The organism is Collinsella aerofaciens (assembly GCF_001405375.1).
GTDB classification, from domain to species: Bacteria; Actinomycetota; Coriobacteriia; order Coriobacteriales; family Coriobacteriaceae; genus Collinsella; species Collinsella aerofaciens_F.
Genome location: NZ_CYYP01000017.1, coordinates 14,613 through 34,300 on the forward strand (window position 1 = coordinate 14,613; position 19,688 = coordinate 34,300).

Genomic DNA, 19,688 nt, shown 5'->3' on the forward strand with positions numbered 1-19,688 from the left:
CACCGGTGCCGCCTTCTCAAAAGCATGCACGAGCGTTAACACGCCTTTCTCGCGAGAAAGGCGTCCCAGATACAGCATGTAGGGATCTTCATTATTTTGGTTGGCAACTTCCCGTGACATCGAATCGGGATTCAGGAAATTCCGCATGAGGACAAGCTGACGCTCGGGAAGCCCCGCTTCAATAAACTTGTTCCGCATGAACTCACTCGGGCAGATGATGCGATCGAGACGTGAATAGGTTTTGTGCCGTTTAAGCCACTCCGCCTCAGCCACCGCTAACGCGCTTTTTGCGATCGAACCCTTTACGCACTTCTTCTTAAGGCAATTGCCAAAATGACCCCCGAGACACGAATCGCAAACGTTGCCCTCGGAATCAAGCATAAGATAGCTCGGGCAAGCAAGAATCAAGTCGTGCGAGGTATACACAACCGGCGTTGGATGCTGCTTTAGCCAAGGAGCGTCCAAGATGGAAAACGTAATCTGCCTATGAGTGAGATTGAGATGGATTACATCGGGCTGGAATTCACGGCACAGCGCATCGAACTTCTCGCGCGCCTCTTTGGAATACACAAGTGCCTGCGCGGCCTTCGCCTTATCGACAATAGAGCTCGGTCCGTTATAGTCGCGATTCGTTACAAAGTAACGCGACCACTCAGTCGGCTCATTACGCTCATCCTTCATGCTGAAGAAGGCAACTTCATGCCCAAGAGCGCGAAGACCATCGGCAAGAGCAAAGTAGTACGTCTCGCTTCCACCCTTGCGCCAATGAAACTTATTTACAAGAAGGATCTTCATTACGCAACACCCTCATACAAAGCAAGCGTCCTTTGGACGACGCTGTTCCAGTCATAGCCATTAATCGCGCGGTCACGTGCCATGGCGCCCAGCCTCTCCGCTTGGGCAGAATCCGCTATCAGGCCTTCAAGCACGTCGCGCAGCGCCCCCGCGTCTCCGTGTGGGAACGTGAGCCCGCAACCCTGCAGAACATCCGCGCACTCGGGAATATCCGAGGTAATGCATGCCGCACCGTGAGACATGGCCTCCAGCAAGCTCATGGGCAGGCCCTCAACGTCGGAGGGGAGCGCGTAGCAATACGCGTTGGAGTACAGCTCGGAGAGCAGGTTGCCCTCAACGTGGCCGGTAAAGAGCGCGCGGGGGTCGGACGCGGCAGCCTCTTTGAGCGCCACGGCGTAGTCGTCCGTATCGGAGGAGTCGCCCGCGATAACCAGGCGCTTATCCGTCTTTACCTGCTTGTACGCCTCCACCAACAGTTCCGGTCGCTTCTCGGGCACAATGCGACCGAGGTAGAGGACATAGGAGCCCTGGGTGAGCCCCAAGCGCTCGGAGATCTCCTTCGCGGGAAGATCCGCCTCGGGAGTGATGCCGTTGGGAATGAGCGTAGCCTCGCGGCCGTAAGCCTCCTTGAAGTACTCCTGATTGCCCCGGGAAAGCACGATGAGCGCATCCGCGCACTTGGCCGCCGTCGCCTCGCCGAACTTGATGTACTTGGAAGCCAAGCCGCCCCATTTTGCACGCTGCCAGTCCAGGCCGTGGATCGTTGCCACGGTCCTGATGTCCGCGGAACGCGCAAAACGAAGGGGGACACACGGCCCCTCTGCGTGATAGTGAATTACGTCTGCCCCGTCTTTGATGGCGGCCCTTGTTGCGGCAAAGCTGCTCGTGAGCGCAGAGAGCCCCTTGATGTCCAGAGCCTTTACGGGAACGATGCGGTAGCCATCCTTCTCGTAGGGCTCGGAAGGAGCTCCTTCGCCCATACGGTCGTAGCAGGTTACTTGGTGACCAAGGTCTGCCATACGGCGAGCAAGCTCGCCTACCACCACTTCTACGCCGCCCTCGCGCGAACCCGTTCTCTTTTGGCCTATCATGGCGATGCGCATGCTACACGGCACCTTCCCCAGAGAACATCGTCTTCAGCGTGCCGAATATCAACCGCAGGTCCTGGCGCAGGCTGCGATTCTCTATATAGTCAAGATCCAGCTCAACCATTTCGTTGAAGCCCAGGTAGCTGCGGCCCATTACCTGCCAAGGACCGCTGCAGCCGGGTTTTACCGCCAGGCGCTTCATGTCGTGCTCGCTGTACAGGGCAACCTCGCGCGGCAGGCCGGGGCGCGGGCCAATGAGGTTCATTTGGCCCAAGAACACGTTGATGAGCTGGGGCAGCTCGTCGATGCTGTGCTTGCGAATGAAGTTACCCACACCGGGAATAATGCGCGGGTCGTGCTTCATTTTAAACATGGGGCCAGTGGCCTCGTTTTGGGCCTGCAAGTCCTTGAGCATTTGGTCTGCGTTGGGAACCATGCTGCGGAACTTGTAGATCTTAAACAGGTAGAACGTGCCGTCTTTGCGCACGCGGCCCACGCGCCACTGTGAATATAGGGGGCTGGCGCCCGGGCTCTTTATGCAAATGACCACGCTCAGAATTACCCCGGGAATAAAGAGCAACACCAGGGCTCCGCCGGCGGCGACAATGTCCACCGTACGCTTAACAACGCGGTAGAGCCTGTGCCCAAGCTCGGGCTTCACGCCGGAGTTGGCACCGCGCAGCATCTTGTACGCTTCTTCGTTTGTAAGGTAATCCCCCGCAGCACCGGCTGCGGCAGTGACGGAATTCGCCGTGGCGGCCGTGCGCGTCTCCCGCGCGCCCTGTGCCATGGTCATCATCGTAGGCTCCAAGAGCCCCTCCCCCGATACTTTTTGCCTTCAGTCGTCCGCTTGCGAGCTTGCAGCTAGGCGATCGCTCTTCTGTGATTGCGCATAACGCGCTGCTCTTTTGAAAGCACCGCAAGGCCAACGCGGGTGGTTACGCGTCGGCCGCACAAGTCGAGCTCCAAATAAGCAGTGCTCTTGCGTCTGTTAATGGTTTTGATAAGGCCTTCGTGGCCCAGCAGCGGACCTGCCGTCACTACGACCCGGTCACCGTCTTTTAGGGCCTCACTCATGGGCACTACGCGGTCTCCCCTATGCGTAAAGCCGCCAATAAGCTGGACCTCTTCTTTTGCCAGCGGCACAAACTGACCGTCCTGGGATAACACCCGGGCAAAGTCGTCCATACGCAGCAGATACTGTTGCACGGTGCGGGGATCTGCCGTATCGCAGATAAGGTAACCGGGAAAGAGCGGCTTGGTCGTATCGACCCATTCGCCGTGTATTTTATCTCGGTTTGAAATTGGGGATAAAAGAGCTCCTGCATGGCACCAGCCGGCACCATACGCTCGATGCGCTCGCGCATTACGTCTTCGCGACCGTTAATGACCTGGATCACATACCACACGAGCACCACCCCCTTGCTGTCTTACGTGTGGCTCACGGGGTTTGGGTATGGCTTCGCCAGGGCGCTTGTGCGCGAAGGCGCTCCATATTCAAACCCTGAGCCCAGTCAGACAAGCACGTGGCTCTGCCCCACCGTGAACGGTATGTATAGAAGCAGTTGCTAGAGTCGCGGACGTGTATCGCAAAAATAACCGCGACCCCAGCTGGCTGCGTGCGACCCAGTCAAGCGGGTACAAAACTGAACCGCACGCAAACAGCTGCAGGACTGCTGTGGTTTGCCGAACGCAACTTATTGCACAGCGTAATGCGAACTTATAAAAAGCCACAAAAACTAATGCAAAATCGCGCATGGCAATCGATATTGGAGCTCGTGGTGTTTCTGGCACCGCCGTTACGGCCGGATGCTGATCGACCCTGCGCTTTGCAACTTGCTGGAGCCGCGAGCACAGATGAACTCATGTAACGTTAGGTATCCTAGCACAAGCTGTTAGTGAAACTGATTTGGCTTGTGGAGGACAACTTATCGTTCATTTAACGTGTTCAAGTGGGTTGTTTTGGGATGTTGTTCACATTGATGCAGGTTATTGAGGTACTGGCGGTGATTAGGGACGTTCCTGAAGCCCATATGGAGCGGCGACCTACACTGATAATCGCGTTTGTCTAACAAACTATGTACAGACATGGGAAAAAATTGTGCAACTTTTTGTTGATGTGGAAGGGGTTTCTGCGCGAGGTGTTTTGGCATGAAAAAAGGCCTTCGTAATACTGAAGGCCTTTGCATTCACGATGGTGGAGACGAGGGGGATCGAACCCCTGACCTCTTGACTGCCAGTCAAGCGCTCTCCCAGCTGAGCTACGCCCCCGTGACGAGGAGATACTATAGGGGAAGATTCTTAGTTGTGCAAGAAGTTTTTTTTGGGTTGATTCTCGCACTTACGGGTTTTCCTGGGACGGGGCTGAATTGACTGATTATGACTTCGGCAAAATCAGTCAATTCAGCCCACCGTCCCGATAAAACCCTCACGCGGCGGCACCTTACTTGTAGAGGTAAGCGATTGCGGTTCCTTGGTGGACTTGGATCTTGGCCGTTTTCCGGACGACATTAGAGATGCCCGTGTCAGCCAAGAGTCCTAGGGGGGAATGATTTAGTTCCCATTCTAGGCCGCGCTCGCTTACCTCGGTGTTGGGGGCAATGGCGATGATGGAGAACGTTTTGCCTTCGGCGCTTTCGATGGCCCACGATTCGCCAGCGCGAAGGATACGGGCGACTACCTTGTCCTCGGCAATCCAGACTGCGGCGTCATCGTAGCCTGCAAGCAACCCCAGTACGGAAAGCGCCATATCAGGACGGCCACCCGTGGTGCAGGTCGCAACCACGTCGGCACCCGGCCAACGACGGCGAACGGAATCGAGCGCTAGCGCCAGATCGGTATAGTCCTTGTAGGGATTGTGGCGCTCTACTTCGAAGTCTTTGGCGGCTTCGACTAGCGCTCGGCCCTTATCGCTAACCGTGTCGGCGTCCCCTACATATACATCGCAGCCCAGTTCCGCGCCCAGCAGCGCATCGAGTCCGCGGTCCACGGCGACAACGTGGTCGCACTCCCCCGCCAGCTGACGAAGCAAATCCGCGCTCGCCACCACGGGCGAGCCGCAGACCACTAACACCTTACAAGCCACAGCTCTCGCCTATCCCTCAAACGTAAGAACGCGGGCCAGATCCAGTTCCTCATAGCTATCGATAAAGATGTCGCAGTTGGCACGCACCTCATCGCGCTCCATACGGCCGTGCGGGTCATAGATACCCACGCGCTTAAAGCCTGCAGTGCCAGAGCTCTTTAGGCCAAAGACGGCGTCCTCAAACACCCAGGCGCGCTCAAACTTGCAGCCGTGGCGCTCCTCAAGGCGGCGCAGCGCCAGCTCATACACATCGGGGAACTGCTTGGAGCGGCCCGCCTCGCCCGTCGTGGTAATAAACTCCATATAGCGATCAAGGCCGGCGCCCGCAAGTGCAGACTTAACCAACTCGGCGGGCGTGGACGTGGCAACGCACATGGCAATACCGGCCTCCTGCGCCTGCTTCAAAAATGCAAGCAGGCCCTCACGCGGCGGCACCTTGGAGTAGCCATCGATCAGGATGTCGCTCAGCTCGTGGTAGAGCTCTTCGCCATTTTCGCCAATACCCCAGATGTCGTGGTAGGCCTGGCACTCATCCTCGAGCGACAAATGCTCAAACTGAGCAAAATCATCGACCGTCACGTCAACTCCGTGGCGGTGCAATAACTCGGGCTGGGCATAGGCCCAAACGGGGGTGCTATTAACCAGCGTGCCGTCGCAATCGAAAATAAAAGCAACACTTGGGGCAGCGATGTGGTTCATAAACGAGCCTTTCGATGTCAAATGGTAAACAACCTGCTAAAAACGTTTTACCTAACGTCAACCTAACAATCTAGAAACGCTAATTGGTAAAACTGTCAAGAGTTTTACCACGGCAATTCTGCAAGTGGTATAAACATGGCGCTTACCGATTAAACGCCCCTGCAAATCCTCTTTCGTTCATAAAAGTAACGTACAGGTGCTATCTTATTTTGTGCCGAAAGTTCCACCGAGCACGCGAGGTGGAACGAATCATAGAACTATCGCCGTCCCTTCGATTCGTGCAGCCTTGGACCTTTCGCATCTAGTCACCAAGGCAACACGCTGCCGCGTCATGATGGGATCAAACGTGAGCGATACAAAGCTAAAGCCAGCAACAAAAAAGCCTGCTACCCGTAAAGCCGCCCCGCACGCGCCGGAGCTCACCAAGGACGATGTCTACCTGTTTGGCATCGGCACGTGGGAGCGCAGCTGGGAAAAGATGGGCGCGCACCCCGACACGCAGAACCGTACGCGCGGCTGGCGTTTTTGCGTTTGGGCGCCCGGCGTAAAGAGTGTTCACGTCATTGGCGAATTTAACGACTGGGACGAGCAAGCCAACCCGCTGGTGCCCATGCATACGAGCGCTATTTGGGAAGGTTTTATTCCTGGCGCCGAGCAGGGCCAGCTCTATAAATATCTCATCGAGACCAACGAGGGCGAAAAGCTCTACAAGGCCGATCCGTACGCCTTTAAGGCCGAGTGCCCTCCGGGTACCGCCAGCGTGCTGTGGACCCTCGATGGCTACCAGTGGAACGACGCGGCTTGGCTCAAGCGACGCGCCGGCCATAACCACATGTCGCAACCCCTTAACATCTACGAGGTGCATATTGGCTCGTGGAAGCGCCACGGCGACGCGCCGCAGGGCGAGCCCGACGAGTACGGCAACTACCCCGGTCCCATGGACCCCTTCCCCGCGCAGCGCGGTGAGTTTTACACCTACGACGACCTGTCGGTGGAGCTCGTGGACTACGTCCGCGATATGGGCTATACGCATATCGAAGTCATGCCGCTTATGGAGCATCCCTTCGATGGCTCCTGGGGCTACCAGACGACCGGTTACTACGCCGCCACGTCGCGCTACGGCAACCCGCAGCAGCTCATGCACTTTATCGATACGTGCCACGAGGCAGGCATCGGCGTGATCATGGACTGGGTTCCCGGCGGTTTTTGCGCCGACTCCCACGGCCTTGCCACCTTTAACGGCCACATGCTGTTTGAGCACGAGATTCACCCCAACTGGGGCACGCACAAGTTTGACTTCGCCCGCGGCGAGGTACGCTCCTTCCTGGTCTCCAACGTGCTGTACTGGCTTGAGAACTTCCACGTGGACGGCATTCGCATGGACGGCGTGTCCAGTATGCTGTACCTCAACTTTGGCATTGACGATCCCAGCCAAAAGAAGTTCAACAAGTACGGTACCGAGGAGGACCTGGACGCCAGCGCGTTTATCCGCCAGGTCAACTGTGCTGTTGAGGCGCACTACCCCGACGTGATGATGATGGCCGAGGAGTCCACCGCGTGGCCGCTCGTGACCTACCCGCCGCAGGACGGCGGCCTGGGTTTCCACTACAAGTGGGACATGGGCTGGATGAACGACACCCTGCACTACATGCAGACCGATTTTCCGTGGCGCCCCGGCAACCACGGCCTGCTCACGTTCTCCATCATGTATGCCTTTACCGAGAACTTTATCTGTCCGCTGAGCCACGACGAAGTCGTGCACGGCAAGTGCTCGCTCATCGGCCGTATGCCGGGCGACTGGTGGCGCCAGTTTGCCGGCCTGCGCACGCTGGCCTTCTACCAGATGACGCACCCCGGTGCCAAGCTCAACTTTATGGGCAACGAGATCGGCCAGTTTATTGAATGGCGCTACTACGAGTCCATTCAGTGGTTCCTGACCGAGGAGTACGAGACCCACCGTCATCATCAGGCGTTCATCAAGGCGCTTAACCACCTGTATACCGCCGAGCCCGCCCTGTACGAGCGCGGCTACACCGACGATGGCTTTACCTGGATCGACGCGGACAACTCCAAGCAGTCCATCGTGAGCTTTGTCCGTCAGGGCGAGGACGTCGATGACGACCTGGTGATCCTGATCAACTTTGACCCGGAGAGCTATGAGAGCTTCCGAGTGGGCGTGCCGCGCGAGGGCGATTGGGAGGTCATCTTTGACTCCGACCGTCCCGAGTTTGGCGGCAGCGGATACGCCGGCGAGGAACCCTACACCTGCTCGAGCGAGCCCTATCCCTGGAACGGGCAGATGGACTCTATCGAGATTAAGGTGCCCGGCCTGGCAGGCGTGGTGCTTAAGCGCCGCGGTCCCAGCAGCTATAAGCCGCCCGTGATCGAGGAGCCCAAGAAGGCGGCGCGTAAGCGCACGTCCTCGGTGAAGCCCAAGACCGCGGCTGCCAAGAAGGCTCCGGTTAAGGCGAAGTCCGCCAAGCCCGCTGCCAAGGCTACGGCTAAGCCCAAGGCCAAGAAGGCAACCAATAAAAAGGCTGCTCCCAAGGCTAAGACAGGCGCTGTTAAAGCATCTGGCAAGGATGCGTAACAAAGCCGTTACAGCTGTAATCACCCGCCCCGCGGGGGCGTAGGATACAAGTCAAAACCGTTCCGGGAGAAACATCCCCGGGGGAAAGGAACGTATGAATAAGATCTTCGACAACAAGCAGGAGTTTACCGAGCTCTATCGCGATGCTGTCATGAGCATCAGTGGCAAGAGCATCGAGGCCGCTAGCGACCTCGACCGCTTTAACGCCCTGGCCAAGCTCGTGGCCGAGAAGGCACGCACCGTTGCCACCAAGAGTGACGCCCGCGCCACCGCCGAGGGCAAAAAGCGCGTGTACTACTTCTCGATCGAGTTTTTGATCGGCCGCCTGCTCGACAACTACCTGCTCAACTTTGGCGTGCGTGACATGGTCGCCGAGGCGCTCGACGACATGGGCTTCGACCTGTCCGTCATCGAGAACCAGGAGCCCGATCCGGCGCTGGGCAACGGTGGCCTGGGCCGTCTGGCCGCATGCTTCCTGGATTCCATGGCAGCCGAGGGCATTGCCGGCTACGGCAACGGCATGCGCTACCGCTACGGCCTGTTTAAGCAGGAGATCGTCAACGGCAGCCAGGTCGAGGCCACCGACGAGTGGCTCACCCACGGCTATCCCTGGGAGGTCCGCCGTCAGGACAAGGCCGTAACCATTAAGTTTGGTGGCCATGTTGAGGGCTTTGAGGAGAACGGCCGCACGTTCTACCGCACTGTGGATACGCAGGACATCCTGGCCGTCCCTTATGACATCCCCGTCGTGGGCTATGCCGGCGAGACCGTCAACAAGCTGCGCGTATGGGCCGCCGAGCCGGTCGAGGAGCACTTCGATCTGGAGGCCTTCAACCGCGGCGACTATGCCCTGGCAGACGCCGAGCGCGCCGAGGCCGAGGCCATCAGCGCCATCCTCTACCCCAACGACGCCGGCGAGCACGGCCGTCTGCTGCGCCTGAAGCAGGAGTACCTGTTTGTTTCGGCCGGCATCTACAGCTTGCTCGACACCTTTGAGAAGGAGCACGGCGAGAACTGGGAGCTGCTGCCGCAGTTTGTGGCCATCCACACCAACGACACGCACCCCGCCATGTGCGGACCCGAGCTCATGCGCATCCTCATCGACGAGAAGAAGCTCGAGTGGGATGACGCCTGGAACATCGTGACGCAGGTCGTGAGCTATACCAACCACACCATCCTGCCCGAGGCCCTGGAGAAGTGGCCCATCGGCACGTTCTCCAAGCTCCTCCCCCGTGTGTACCAGATCATCGACGAGATCAGCCGTCGTTGGCACGAGTCGTTCGACACCACGCAGGAGGGCTGGCAGGAGCGTCTGCGCCAGACCGCCATCCTGTGGGACGGTGAGATTCGCATGGCCAACCTGTCCGTGATCTGCAGCCACAGCGTCAACGGCGTGGCCAAGATCCACTCCGACATCATCAAGAACATCGTGCTCAAGGACTTCTATGCCCTGACGCCCGAGAAGTTCAACAACAAGACCAACGGCATCTCGCACCGTCGCTTCTTTGCCGAGGCCAACCCCTCCTATGCCAAGCTCGTGACCGAGGCCATTGGCGACGGCTGGCTGAAGGACGCCTTTGAGCTGGAGAAGCTCAAGGAGTTTAAGGACGACACTGAGTTCCTGAAGGCCGTGGGTGCCTCCAAGCGCGCCAACAAGGAACGCCTGGCCGCCTACGTCAAGGCCGAGACCGGTCTGATTATTGACCCCAACACCGTCTTCGATGTCCAGGTAAAGCGCTTCCACGCCTACAAGCGCCAGCTCATGAACATCATGAAGGTGATGGACATCTACAACCGTCGCATCGCCGATCCCAACTTCCACGTGACGCCGACGACCTTCATCTTTAGCGGCAAGGCTGCCTCGAGCTACACCTTCGCCAAGGAGACCATCCGCCTCATTAACTCGGTGGCCGAGGTCATCAACAACGACCCCCGCGTCAACGAGGTTATGAAGGTCTGTTTTATTCCCAACTTCCGTGTGAGCAACGCCCAGCTCATCTACCCCGCCGCCGAGATCTCGGAGCAGATTTCCACGGCCGGTAAGGAGGCCTCGGGCACGTCCAACATGAAGCTCATGATGAACGGCGCCATTACGCTGGGTACCCTCGACGGCGCCAACATCGAGATCGCCGACCTGGCCGGCCGCGAGAACGAGGCCATCTTTGGCCTGACCGCTCCCGAGGTCGAGCAGCTCTGGGCATCCAACAGCTACTTTGCGTGGGATACCCTCAACGGCGACCGCGAGCGTCTGGGCCGCGTGATGGACGAGCTCAAGGACAACACCTTTGCGGGTCTTTCGGGCAACTTCGAGAGCATCTACAACGAGCTCATGAACAACAACGATCCCGACCTGGTTATGGCAGACTTCCGCAGCTACGTGGATGCATGGGAAAAGCTCACCGGCAGCTACGGCGACCAGGAGACCTGGAACCGCAAGGCGCTGCTCAACACCGCCTCCTCGGGCTGGTTCTCGAGCGACCGCACCATTCGCGAGTACCGCGACGAGATCTGGCACGCGTAAAGGCCGCGAGTTCCCTTTGCCGCACGGCATTATTCGGTGGGCGCGACCAGGCGCCGTGCCCACCGCTAATGGGTTAGAAACATCGATGACAGAAGGAGAAATCGATGAGTAAGAAAGAATGCATCGCGATGCTCCTCGCAGGAGGACAGGGCAGCCGATTGGGGGCACTCACCCAAAAGATCGCTAAGCCGGCGGTTAGCTTTGGTGGCAAGTTCCGCATTATCGACTTTTCGCTCTCCAACTGCTCTAACTCGGGCATCGACACGGTGGGCGTTCTGACGCAGTACCGTCCCTACCTGCTGCATGCCTACGTGGGCTCCGGCGAGGCGTGGGATCTAGACAGCCGTGACGGCGGCGTGTCGATCCTGCCGCCGTACGAGACGCAGACCGGTGGCGCCTGGTATGCGGGCACGGCCGACGCCATTACGCAGAACCTCGACTACATCAAGGCCAACGACCCCAAGTACGTCCTGATTCTTTCGGGCGATCACCTGTATCGCATGGACTACCGCAAGATGCTCAAGACGCACATCGAGAACAACGCCGACCTCACGGTGAGCGTTATGCCCGTGCCGTGGGAGGAGGCCAGCCGCTTTGGCATCCTGACCACCGACCCCGAGGACGGCCGCATCACCAAGTTCACCGAGAAGCCCGATAAGCCCGATTCGAACCTCGCGTCCATGGGCATCTACATCTTCTCGGCCGACGTGCTGATCGAGGCACTCGAGGAGGACGCTCTGGACCAGCGCTCGAGCCACGACTTTGGCAAGGACATCATCCCCAAGCTGCTTGGCGAGGGCAAGCGCCTGTACAGCTACGAGTTCCACGGCTTCTGGAAGGACGTCGGCACCATCGCCAGCTTCCACGAGACCTCGATGGACCTGCTGGGCAACAACCCCGAGTTCGATCTGTTTGACAAGCACTTCCCCATCATGTCCAACATCACCACGCGTCCGCCGCACTACATTGGTCCGGACGGCCGACTGGACGACTGCCTGGTCTCCAACGGCTGCAAGATCTACGGCACCGCTCGTCACTCAATCCTTTCGACCGATGTCATCATCGAGGAGCGCGCCGTGGTCGAGGACTCCGTGTTGCTGCCGGGTGCGCACGTTAAGAGCGGCGCGCACATCTGCCGCGCTATTTTGGGCGAGAACTCCACGGTCGAAGAGGGCGTGAAGCTCGGCTCTGTCGATACCACCAAGGATACGGCCGTCGTTGGAAATGACGTCGTTATCGGGAAGGGGGAATGATCCGATGATCAATCGCAAGGCCATCGGTTATATCACCGCTAACTACTCTTCGACCTACGGCAGCGTGCTGCTCAAGGACCGCCCCATCGCGTCCGTCCCGTTTTTGGGTCGCTACCGCCTGATCGACTTCCCGCTGTCCAACATGATGAATGCCGGCATCAAGACCGTCGGTGTCGTCATGCCGGGCAACTACCGCTCGCTGATCGACCACGTGGGCTCGGGCAAGGACTGGGGCCTGGACCGCAAGAAGGGCGGCCTGTTTATGGTGCCCGGCAACGCGTATGGCACCACCAAGGGCGGCATGCGCTTCTTGCTGCGCGACATCATCTCCAACAAGACGCTGTTCCAGCGCTCAGACAAGCCCTATGTTGTGATGATGGGCACCAACATCATCTTCAATATGGACCTCAACACCATCATCGACGCGCACGAGAACTCCGGTGCCCAGATGACCGTGGTGTACTGCAAGGCCACGCACAACGTCGATGACGAGACCAAAATCGAAATTAACGAGAACGGTCGCCTGACGGGCGTGAGCGCCGGCGTCGTGTACGGCGACAACGCCTCCATGGACTGCTGCATCGTCAACCGCGAGACGCTGCTCGAGATCATCGACCACTACCAGGCCGCCGACTATCTGGACCTGCTCGAGGCACTCCAGGGCGACTTTGGCAACATCGATGTGTGCAGCTACGAGTACAAGGGCGAGGTCGTGGGCGTGTTTAGCGAGAAGTCGCTGTATCGCCGCAGCATGGACCTGCTCGACCAGACCGTGGCCGACCAGCTCTTCGATCCCGAGCGCCCGATCCTGACCAAGGCTCACGACGTGCCGCCTTCGCGCTATGCGACCGGCAGCCACGCGTGCAACTCGATCATCTCGGCCGGCTGCATCATCAAGGGCACCGTGCGCAACTCGATCCTGTCGCGCGGCGTTGTGGTCGAGGAAGGAGCCTCGGTGACCAACTCGATCATCAACCAGAGCTGCATCATCAAGAGTGGCGCCCGTGTTGAGAATGCCATCCTGGACAAGAACAACGTGGTTCCCACCAACACCGAGCTTCGCGGCACGCCCGAGAACATCCTGGTGCTGGGCAAGGCTCCGTTAACTTCCAACACCACCATCGTACGTTAACGTTGGCACCGCAACATCGCTCGTAACATGTAGAATAGCCGCCCGGTTAGCGCCAGGCGGCTATTCTCGAATTGCAACATGGGAGACAATATGGCAGAAACCAACAAAAAGATGCAGATCGTGTTTGCCTCGGCCGAGTGCGCGCCGTTTGTGAAGACCGGTGGCCTGGGCGACGTGGCGGGCTCGCTGCCCGCGGCGCTTGTGCGCGCCGGCGCCGAAGTCATCGTGATGGTGCCCAAGTACGCCACCATCAAGGACGAGTACAAGGCGCAGATGGAGCACTTCTCCGATTTTTACGTGAGCCTGGGCTGGCGCAACGAGTACTGCGGTCTTGAGAAGCTCGAGCACGACGGCGTCACCTATATGTTCATCGACAACGAGCGCTACTTTGCGCGCGACTATCCGTACGGCTTCTTTGACGACGGCGAGCGCTTCGCGTTCTTCTCCAAGGCCATCACCGAGAGCCTACAGCACCTGCCGTCCGGCTTTGAATGCGACATTCTACACTGCAACGACTGGCAGACGGCACTGGCGCCCGTGTTCCTGCGCGAGTTCTACCAGGGCTTGCCGCTCTACAAGCGCGTCAAGACCGTGTTCTCGATCCACAATGTGGCGTTCCAGGGCCAGTTTAGCGACACCGTGATGGAGGACATCCTGGGTGTGGCGCATATTCCGGCGGCCGCCTCGCAGCTGCGTTGCGACGCCTGCAGCATCAACTACATGCTGGGCGCCCTGCGCTATGCCGACGCCATCACCACGGTGAGCCCTACCTATGCCAACGAGATCCAGACGCCCGAATTTGGCGAGGGCCTGGACGGTGTGCTGCGCGAGCGTTCCTATGCGCTGCAGGGCATTTTGAACGGCATCGACGTGGCGGGCTTTGACCCGGCGACCGACAAGCGCATTGCCGCAAACTACACCGCGGAGGACCGTTCCGGCAAGGCCGTGTGCAAGGCCAAGCTGCAGGAGGAGCTGGGCCTCGAGGTTCGCGACGACCGCCCGCTCATGGTAATGGTCACGCGCCTGACGCGCCAGAAGGGCATGGACCTGGTCATGTACGCGCTCGACCGCATCTTGTCCGGCGGCGTTCAGGTGGCCGTGCTGGGCACCGGAGACCGCGACTACGAGGACGGCCTGCGCTACTTCCAGGACAAGTACCCCGGCACCATGGCCGCACGCATCGAGTTCGATCCGGCGCTGTCGCAGCGCATGTATGCTGCTGCCGACATGTTCCTGATGCCTTCGAAGTTTGAGCCCTGCGGCCTGTCGCAGATCATCGCCATGCGCTACGGTACACTACCCATCGTGCGCGAGACCGGTGGCCTGAAGGACACCGTGATCCCGTACAACGAGTTTACCGGCGAGGGTACGGGCTTCTCGTTTACCAACTTTAACGGCGACGAGATGGGCGACGCGGTGTTCCGCGCGGCGCGTCTGTTCTGGGATAACCGCGACGCCTGGAACCAGCTGGTCACGCAGGCCATGAGCCAGGACTTTAGCTGGACGCGTTCGGCCGACAAGTATCTGGACCTGTATTTCTTTATGCACCCGGAGATTGAGCGCCCGGCGGCTGTGACTGAGGTTGCAGCTGTCGATGAGCCCGCTGCCGCTGAGGCCGAGCCTGCGGCGACTGTTACGGAGCCCGCAGCCGCTGAGGAGCCCAAGGCCGAGGAGAAGCCGGCGGCCAAGGCCGAAGTTAAGCCCGACGCGAAGCCTGCCGCCAAGAAGACGACGGCCCGCAAGACGACGGCTAAGAAGGCCACTGCGAGCAAGACCACCGCTGCCAAGGCAACTACTGCCAAGGCAACGACTACGCGCAAGCGTAAGACCGCCGCTTCCAAGAAGGCCGCCGAGGCCGAGGTCGCTCCTGAGGTAAAGGCCGAGCCCGCGGCAAAGGCTCCGGTCAAGACCGCTGCCAAGAAGACGACCACGACCAAGACCACGACCGCCAAGAAGGCCACGGCTACGAAGTCGACGACGACCAAGGCTGCCACGACGAAGGCCGCGGCGAAGACGACCCCGAAGGCTGCTGTAAAGCCCGCCGACAAGGTCGAGGAGGCGCCCTCCGAGCCCAAGGCCAAGGCAGCTGTCGAGGCAAAGCCGGCCGCCAAGACCACCACGCGCAAGCGCTCTACGACGACGGCCAAGAAGACCACGACCAAGGCTGCAGCTCCCAAGGCAGAGGCAAAGGACGAGGACAAGCCCGCAGTAAAGGCCGAGCCGACGCCGAAGGTCGCCGAGGTCAAGACCGCTCCCAAGGCTAAGGTAAAGACCGAGCCCACCAAGGAGACCCCGGTCTCCCCCGCCACTCCGGCCGAGGAAAAGGCTCCGACCAAGAAGACCTCCGTCCGTAAGGCAACGGCTACCCGCAAGCGTCACTAGTCTGGACGATTAAAACTTAATCCAACGCAAAAGAGGGCGCCCCAATTAGGCGCCCTCTTCTTGGTTGAACTTCTGTATTAAAAAGAGGGCCGGTTTACTACGACAAAATAGCTCTGGCCGACCACGGCGTGCAATCTACGAAATTGGCAACGCTTCTACCTGCGGTTTTAGTATCACTAAAATGACTGTGGTTGAGATCATTCAAATCGTCGTAGTAAACCGAAGTACTTTTGTTTGACTACAAATAGTATCCGTCTGGGCGTTTTCGAATACCGCGAAAATTTGGATGGTAAAACGATTTTCTAGGACAACCGTTCGCCGATGGTAAACGGATGTTGTTTATACAGCCTGTGTACAACAGATATACTTACATCCTGTGCGTAAAGCCCATGGCCCGCAGGCTGTGATTCTATTGAACTGGACCGTATTATGAGATTGATTCACAACAGCCGTCTGCCGCAGTTTCGTACTCCGTTTGGCGCTGTGACCACTGGAACTTCCGTTTCGCTATCGGTGATTTTGGAGGATGCCGACCCCAACCAGGCAACGCTTACCCTGCGTACCTGGGTCGATGAAATCGGTGAGTCTCTGTATCCCATGACGCACGAGGGCGACGGCATATTTACCGTAGAGCTTGAGTGCACCGAGCCCTGTCTTATTTGGTACAGCTTTATCTGCAACATCGAGGGCCAGCCCGAGGTTCGCCTGGGCGCGCCGCAGGGCCGCACCGGCGGCGAGGGCGTAACCTACGACTACGCCGAGGTTCCGTCCTTCCAGATCACCGTTTACAAGCACCGCGAAGTGCGTCCCGAGTGGTACGAGCGCGGCATGGTCTACCAGATCTTCCCCGATCGCTATGCCCGCGACGAAAACTGGCGCGAACGCACGCTTGCCGAAGTTGAAAAACCGCGCAAAGGAATCCAGCGCCGCATGGTCGAGGACTGGAACGAACCGCCCGAGTACGAGCGTGCCGAAGACGGCTCCATCAAGACCTGGGATTTTTACGGCGGCTCGCTCAAGGGTATCCAGAATGACCTGCCCCGCATTGCCGAGCTGGGCTTTACGGCCATCTACCTCAACCCGATCTTTGAGGCCGCGAGCAACCACCGCTACGACACGGCCGACTATACCAAGATCGACCCGATTCTGGGCACCGAGCAGGACTTTACGGAGCTGTGCAAGGCGGCCGAGAAGCTCGGCATTTCTATCATCCTGGACGGCGTCTTCAACCACACGGGCGACGATTCGATCTACTTTAACCGCTACGGCAATTATCCCGGCGTCGGTGCTTGGCAGAACGAGGACTCGCCGTGGCGCGATGCGTTTTACTTCCATGAAGACGGTTCGTATGACTGCTGGTGGGGCGTGGGCAACATGCCCGCCATCAACGAGAGCTCCGAACTGGTGCGCGAGCGGCTCCTGGGCAAGGACGGCGTGATCCGCAAATGGCTGCGCGCCGGTGCCCATGGTTGGCGCCTGGACGTGGCCGACGAGCTTTCCGACGACTTCCTTGCCGAAATCAAAAAGGCCGTGCTCGCCGAGAAGCCCGACGCGCTGCTGCTCGGCGAGGTCTGGGAAGACGCCTCCAACAAGATCAGCTATGGCCACCTGCGCCGCTACCTGCAGGGCTCTGAGCTCGACTCCGCTATGGACTACCCCTTCCGCGACATGGTCATCGGTTTTTTGATGGGCTACAAGAACGCCTATCAGGCTGCCGAGGACATCGAGACCCTCCGCGAGAACTACCCGCGTGAGGCATTGTCCTGCGCGCTCAATCTGCTTTCGAGCCACGACCGCCCGCGCATTATCTCGGTACTCGGCGGTGGCCCCGACGAGTCGCAGCTGCCCGAGAGCGAGCGCAGCAAATGGCGCCTGGACGATAACTCCATGGGCCTGGCCAAGAGCCGCTTTTGGTTGGCGACGCTCATGCAGATGACCTTCCCGGGTGTGCCCTCGATTTATTACGGCGATGAATACGGCCTGGAGGGCCTCACCGATCCGGGCAACCGCCGCACCCTGCCGACCAAGGACCAGCTCCACGACTTCGATACGCTGGCCATTGTTAAGAACGCGTCTGCCATTCGCCGCGCGTTACCGTTTATGGTCGATGGCGAGATCAAGGCCTTTGCGCTCAACGACGACGTCTTGGCCTACACCCGCACGGGCAAAGACGGCGAGGCCGCGACGGTTATCATCAACCGCAGCCTGCGCAATTCGCACTGTGTGACGATTCCGGCGCTCGGCGAATGCGCAAGCGACGTGATCAGCGGCCACGAGTGCGAAATCCACAACGGTACCGTCACGCTCGACCTGTACCCGCTGGGCTCTTCGATCATCTATCACCATGCCGAGAAGCGCCTGCAGGAGCCGCTCGACCACGGCGCGGGCGTCGTATGCCACATCACCTCGGTGCCGACCGATGACGGCAAGCCCGGCACAATCGGTGCGCCCACGCGTCGTTTTATCGACCACCTGGCCGCCATGGGCATGCGCTACTGGCAGGTCCTTCCCGTCAACCCGACGGACTTCTTCCGCTCCCCCTACGCCGGTCCTTCGGCCTTTGCAGGCAATATCGACCTGCTGCCCGAGAGCCACGAGGAGCTGGCCGCCGACTTCGTCACCTGGAAGACCCGCGGCGGCGAGGATGCCGACCCGCTGTACACGGCGTTTAAACATCGCAACGCCGACTGGCTCGAGAAGTACTGCGTCTACATGGCGGTAAAGAAGCACTTTGAGGGACTGTCGCGCCACGATTGGCCGGCGGGTGTCGCGCGCTACAACGAGCACCTGATCGATGACAAGCGCTTCCACGACGAGGCCGAGCTGCAGGCGTACATGCAGTACCGCTTTGACCTTGCCTGGTGCGAGCTCATGAACTATGCACACAAGAAGGGCATCGAGGTCATCGGCGATATCCCCATGTATGTTTCGGATGATTCGGCCGACGCGTGGAGCGAGCCCGAGAACTTCTGGCTGTCCGACACCGGCAAGGCGATTGAGATTTCGGGCGCGCCGCCCGACAACTTTGCGCCCGAGGGGCAAGTGTGGGGAAACCCCACCTTCCGCTGGGATTACATGAAGGAGAACGGCTATCGCTGGTGGATGGATCGCCTGCGTCGTGCGTTTTCGCTCTACGACCGCGTGCGCCTGGACCACTTCCTGGGTTTCCACAGCTACTTTAGCATCCCCGCCGGCGAGGCCTGTGCCGACGGCCGCTGGCTTGCGGGACCGGGCAAAGACCTGTTCCAGACCGCCTACGACGAGCTGGGTCCGCTCAACTTTATCGCCGAGGATCTAGGCTATCTGACGCCTGGCGTTCGCGCCATGGCTTCGACCTGCGGTTTCCCCGGCATGGACGTGCTGGAGTTTAGCAACTACGACGTTCGCTGCGGAATTCATCCCACACCGGGCAAGATCCTGTACACCTCGACGCACGACACCTCGACGCTTGCCGGCTGGTGCACGCGCACCTTTGCTGGCGGTGACGAGCCGAGCGGCATTGCATTGGCAAGCGAGCTCATGGGCGATGCCCTGGCAAGCGATGCTCCGCTCGTTATGACGCCGCTGCAGGACATACTGGGGCTGGGCGACGATGCACGTATGAACGTGCCGGGTGTGGCCACAGGCAACTGGACATGGCAGGCGCAGGAGGCCGACATTGCCGCGGCCGAGGAGAAAACTGCGAAGCTCCTGCGCAGCACGCATAGATTCTGGGGCGAAGCGTGATAAAACCCCCGATATAGGGTACAGTTACAGCTGTTTGAATTTTTGCGGGCAGAGCGATCTGCCCGCTTTGTGCTGAAAAGGAAGTATTATGGCGCGCTACGATTACAAGTGCACGAGCTGTGGCAACGTGTTTGAGGTTGAGCACCCCATGTCCGAGACGCCCGAGGTCGTATGCCCCAGCTGCGGTGCCCCGGCATCCAAGACGTTCTCGGCCAGCGGCATCAAGTTTGAGGGCAGCGGCTTCTACAACACCGACCAGCGAAGCGGCGGCTCCAGCACCAACGCCACCAGCGGCTGCTGCGCCAACTGCCCGCATAGCCACTAGGAACCAAACAGCCCCGCGACCGACACCGATCGCGGGGCTAATTCTTTGCGCTAAAGGTGGCTCTATGAGTTGCGGTGAAATAAGGACTGTTT

General features: G+C 59.4%; 13 protein-coding genes and 1 tRNA gene. 7 read left to right on the forward strand and 7 right to left on the reverse strand.

Annotated features, from left to right (window positions below; all coding sequences use genetic code 11):
- From ARB25_RS08415 to ARB25_RS08445, 7 genes are all read right to left on the reverse strand, one after another.
- A partial coding sequence (locus ARB25_RS08415) for a glycosyltransferase (RefSeq protein WP_156327719.1) occupies nucleotides 1-795 on the reverse strand: 795 nt, incomplete at its 3' end.
- Nucleotides 795-1,898, reverse strand: coding sequence for a glycosyltransferase family 4 protein (locus tag ARB25_RS08420; protein ID WP_055287334.1), 1,104 nt, complete (start codon nucleotides 1,896-1,898; stop codon nucleotides 795-797). The genes ARB25_RS08420 and ARB25_RS08415, both read right to left, overlap by 1 nt.
- A 1-nt stretch (nucleotide 1,899) precedes the next feature.
- On the reverse strand, nucleotides 1,900-2,694 hold the full coding sequence (locus ARB25_RS08425) for a sugar transferase (protein ID WP_216595141.1): 795 nt from the start codon (nucleotides 2,692-2,694) through the stop codon (nucleotides 1,900-1,902).
- A gap of 53 nt (nucleotides 2,695-2,747) precedes the next feature.
- A complete protein-coding gene (locus tag ARB25_RS08430) occupies nucleotides 2,748-3,092 on the reverse strand; it encodes a KOW motif-containing protein (RefSeq protein WP_253276077.1) in 345 nt (114 codons plus the stop codon).
- A gap of 986 nt (nucleotides 3,093-4,078) precedes the next feature.
- Nucleotides 4,079-4,154, reverse strand: a tRNA-Ala gene (locus tag ARB25_RS08435).
- Between the two features lie 172 nt (nucleotides 4,155-4,326).
- On the reverse strand, nucleotides 4,327-4,968 hold the full coding sequence (locus ARB25_RS08440; RefSeq protein ID WP_055287336.1) for a thiamine diphosphokinase: 642 nt from the start codon (nucleotides 4,966-4,968) through the stop codon (nucleotides 4,327-4,329).
- A gap of 9 nt (nucleotides 4,969-4,977) precedes the next feature.
- On the reverse strand, nucleotides 4,978-5,667 hold the full coding sequence (locus ARB25_RS08445; protein ID WP_055287338.1) for an HAD family hydrolase: 690 nt from the start codon (nucleotides 5,665-5,667) through the stop codon (nucleotides 4,978-4,980).
- A gap of 331 nt (nucleotides 5,668-5,998) precedes the next feature.
- Here ARB25_RS08445 and glgB point away from each other — a divergent pair, with 331 nt between their 5' ends.
- The 7 genes from glgB (at nucleotide 5,999) to ARB25_RS08480 (ending at nucleotide 19,596) form a co-directional block, all read left to right on the forward strand.
- Nucleotides 5,999-8,257 carry a 1,4-alpha-glucan branching protein GlgB gene (glgB, locus tag ARB25_RS08450; protein ID WP_055287339.1) on the forward strand — a complete coding sequence of 753 codons (2,259 nt, stop codon included), beginning with the start codon at nucleotides 5,999-6,001 and terminating at the stop codon, nucleotides 8,255-8,257.
- A 94-nt stretch (nucleotides 8,258-8,351) separates the two neighbouring features.
- Nucleotides 8,352-10,778 carry a glycogen/starch/alpha-glucan phosphorylase gene (locus ARB25_RS08455; RefSeq protein WP_055287341.1) on the forward strand — a complete coding sequence of 809 codons (2,427 nt, stop codon included), beginning with the start codon at nucleotides 8,352-8,354 and terminating at the stop codon, nucleotides 10,776-10,778.
- 104 nt (nucleotides 10,779-10,882) lie between these two features.
- Nucleotides 10,883-12,031, forward strand: a complete 1,149-nt coding sequence (locus ARB25_RS08460; protein ID WP_006233920.1) for a glucose-1-phosphate adenylyltransferase — start codon at nucleotides 10,883-10,885, stop codon at nucleotides 12,029-12,031.
- 4 nt (nucleotides 12,032-12,035) lie between these two features.
- Entirely contained in the window at nucleotides 12,036-13,163 is a 1,128-nt protein-coding gene (gene glgD / locus ARB25_RS08465; RefSeq protein WP_055287344.1) for a glucose-1-phosphate adenylyltransferase subunit GlgD, read from the forward strand.
- A gap of 90 nt (nucleotides 13,164-13,253) precedes the next feature.
- On the forward strand, nucleotides 13,254-15,545 hold the full coding sequence (gene glgA, locus ARB25_RS08470) for a glycogen synthase GlgA (RefSeq protein WP_055287346.1): 2,292 nt from the start codon (nucleotides 13,254-13,256) through the stop codon (nucleotides 15,543-15,545).
- A gap of 429 nt (nucleotides 15,546-15,974) precedes the next feature.
- Complete coding sequence (locus ARB25_RS08475) at nucleotides 15,975-19,271, forward strand: 4-alpha-glucanotransferase (RefSeq protein ID WP_055287348.1); 3,297 nt, start codon at nucleotides 15,975-15,977, stop codon at nucleotides 19,269-19,271.
- Between the two features lie 88 nt (nucleotides 19,272-19,359).
- On the forward strand, nucleotides 19,360-19,596 hold the full coding sequence (locus tag ARB25_RS08480) for an FmdB family zinc ribbon protein (protein WP_055287350.1): 237 nt from the start codon (nucleotides 19,360-19,362) through the stop codon (nucleotides 19,594-19,596).
- The last annotated feature ends 92 nt before the right edge of the window (nucleotides 19,597-19,688 follow it).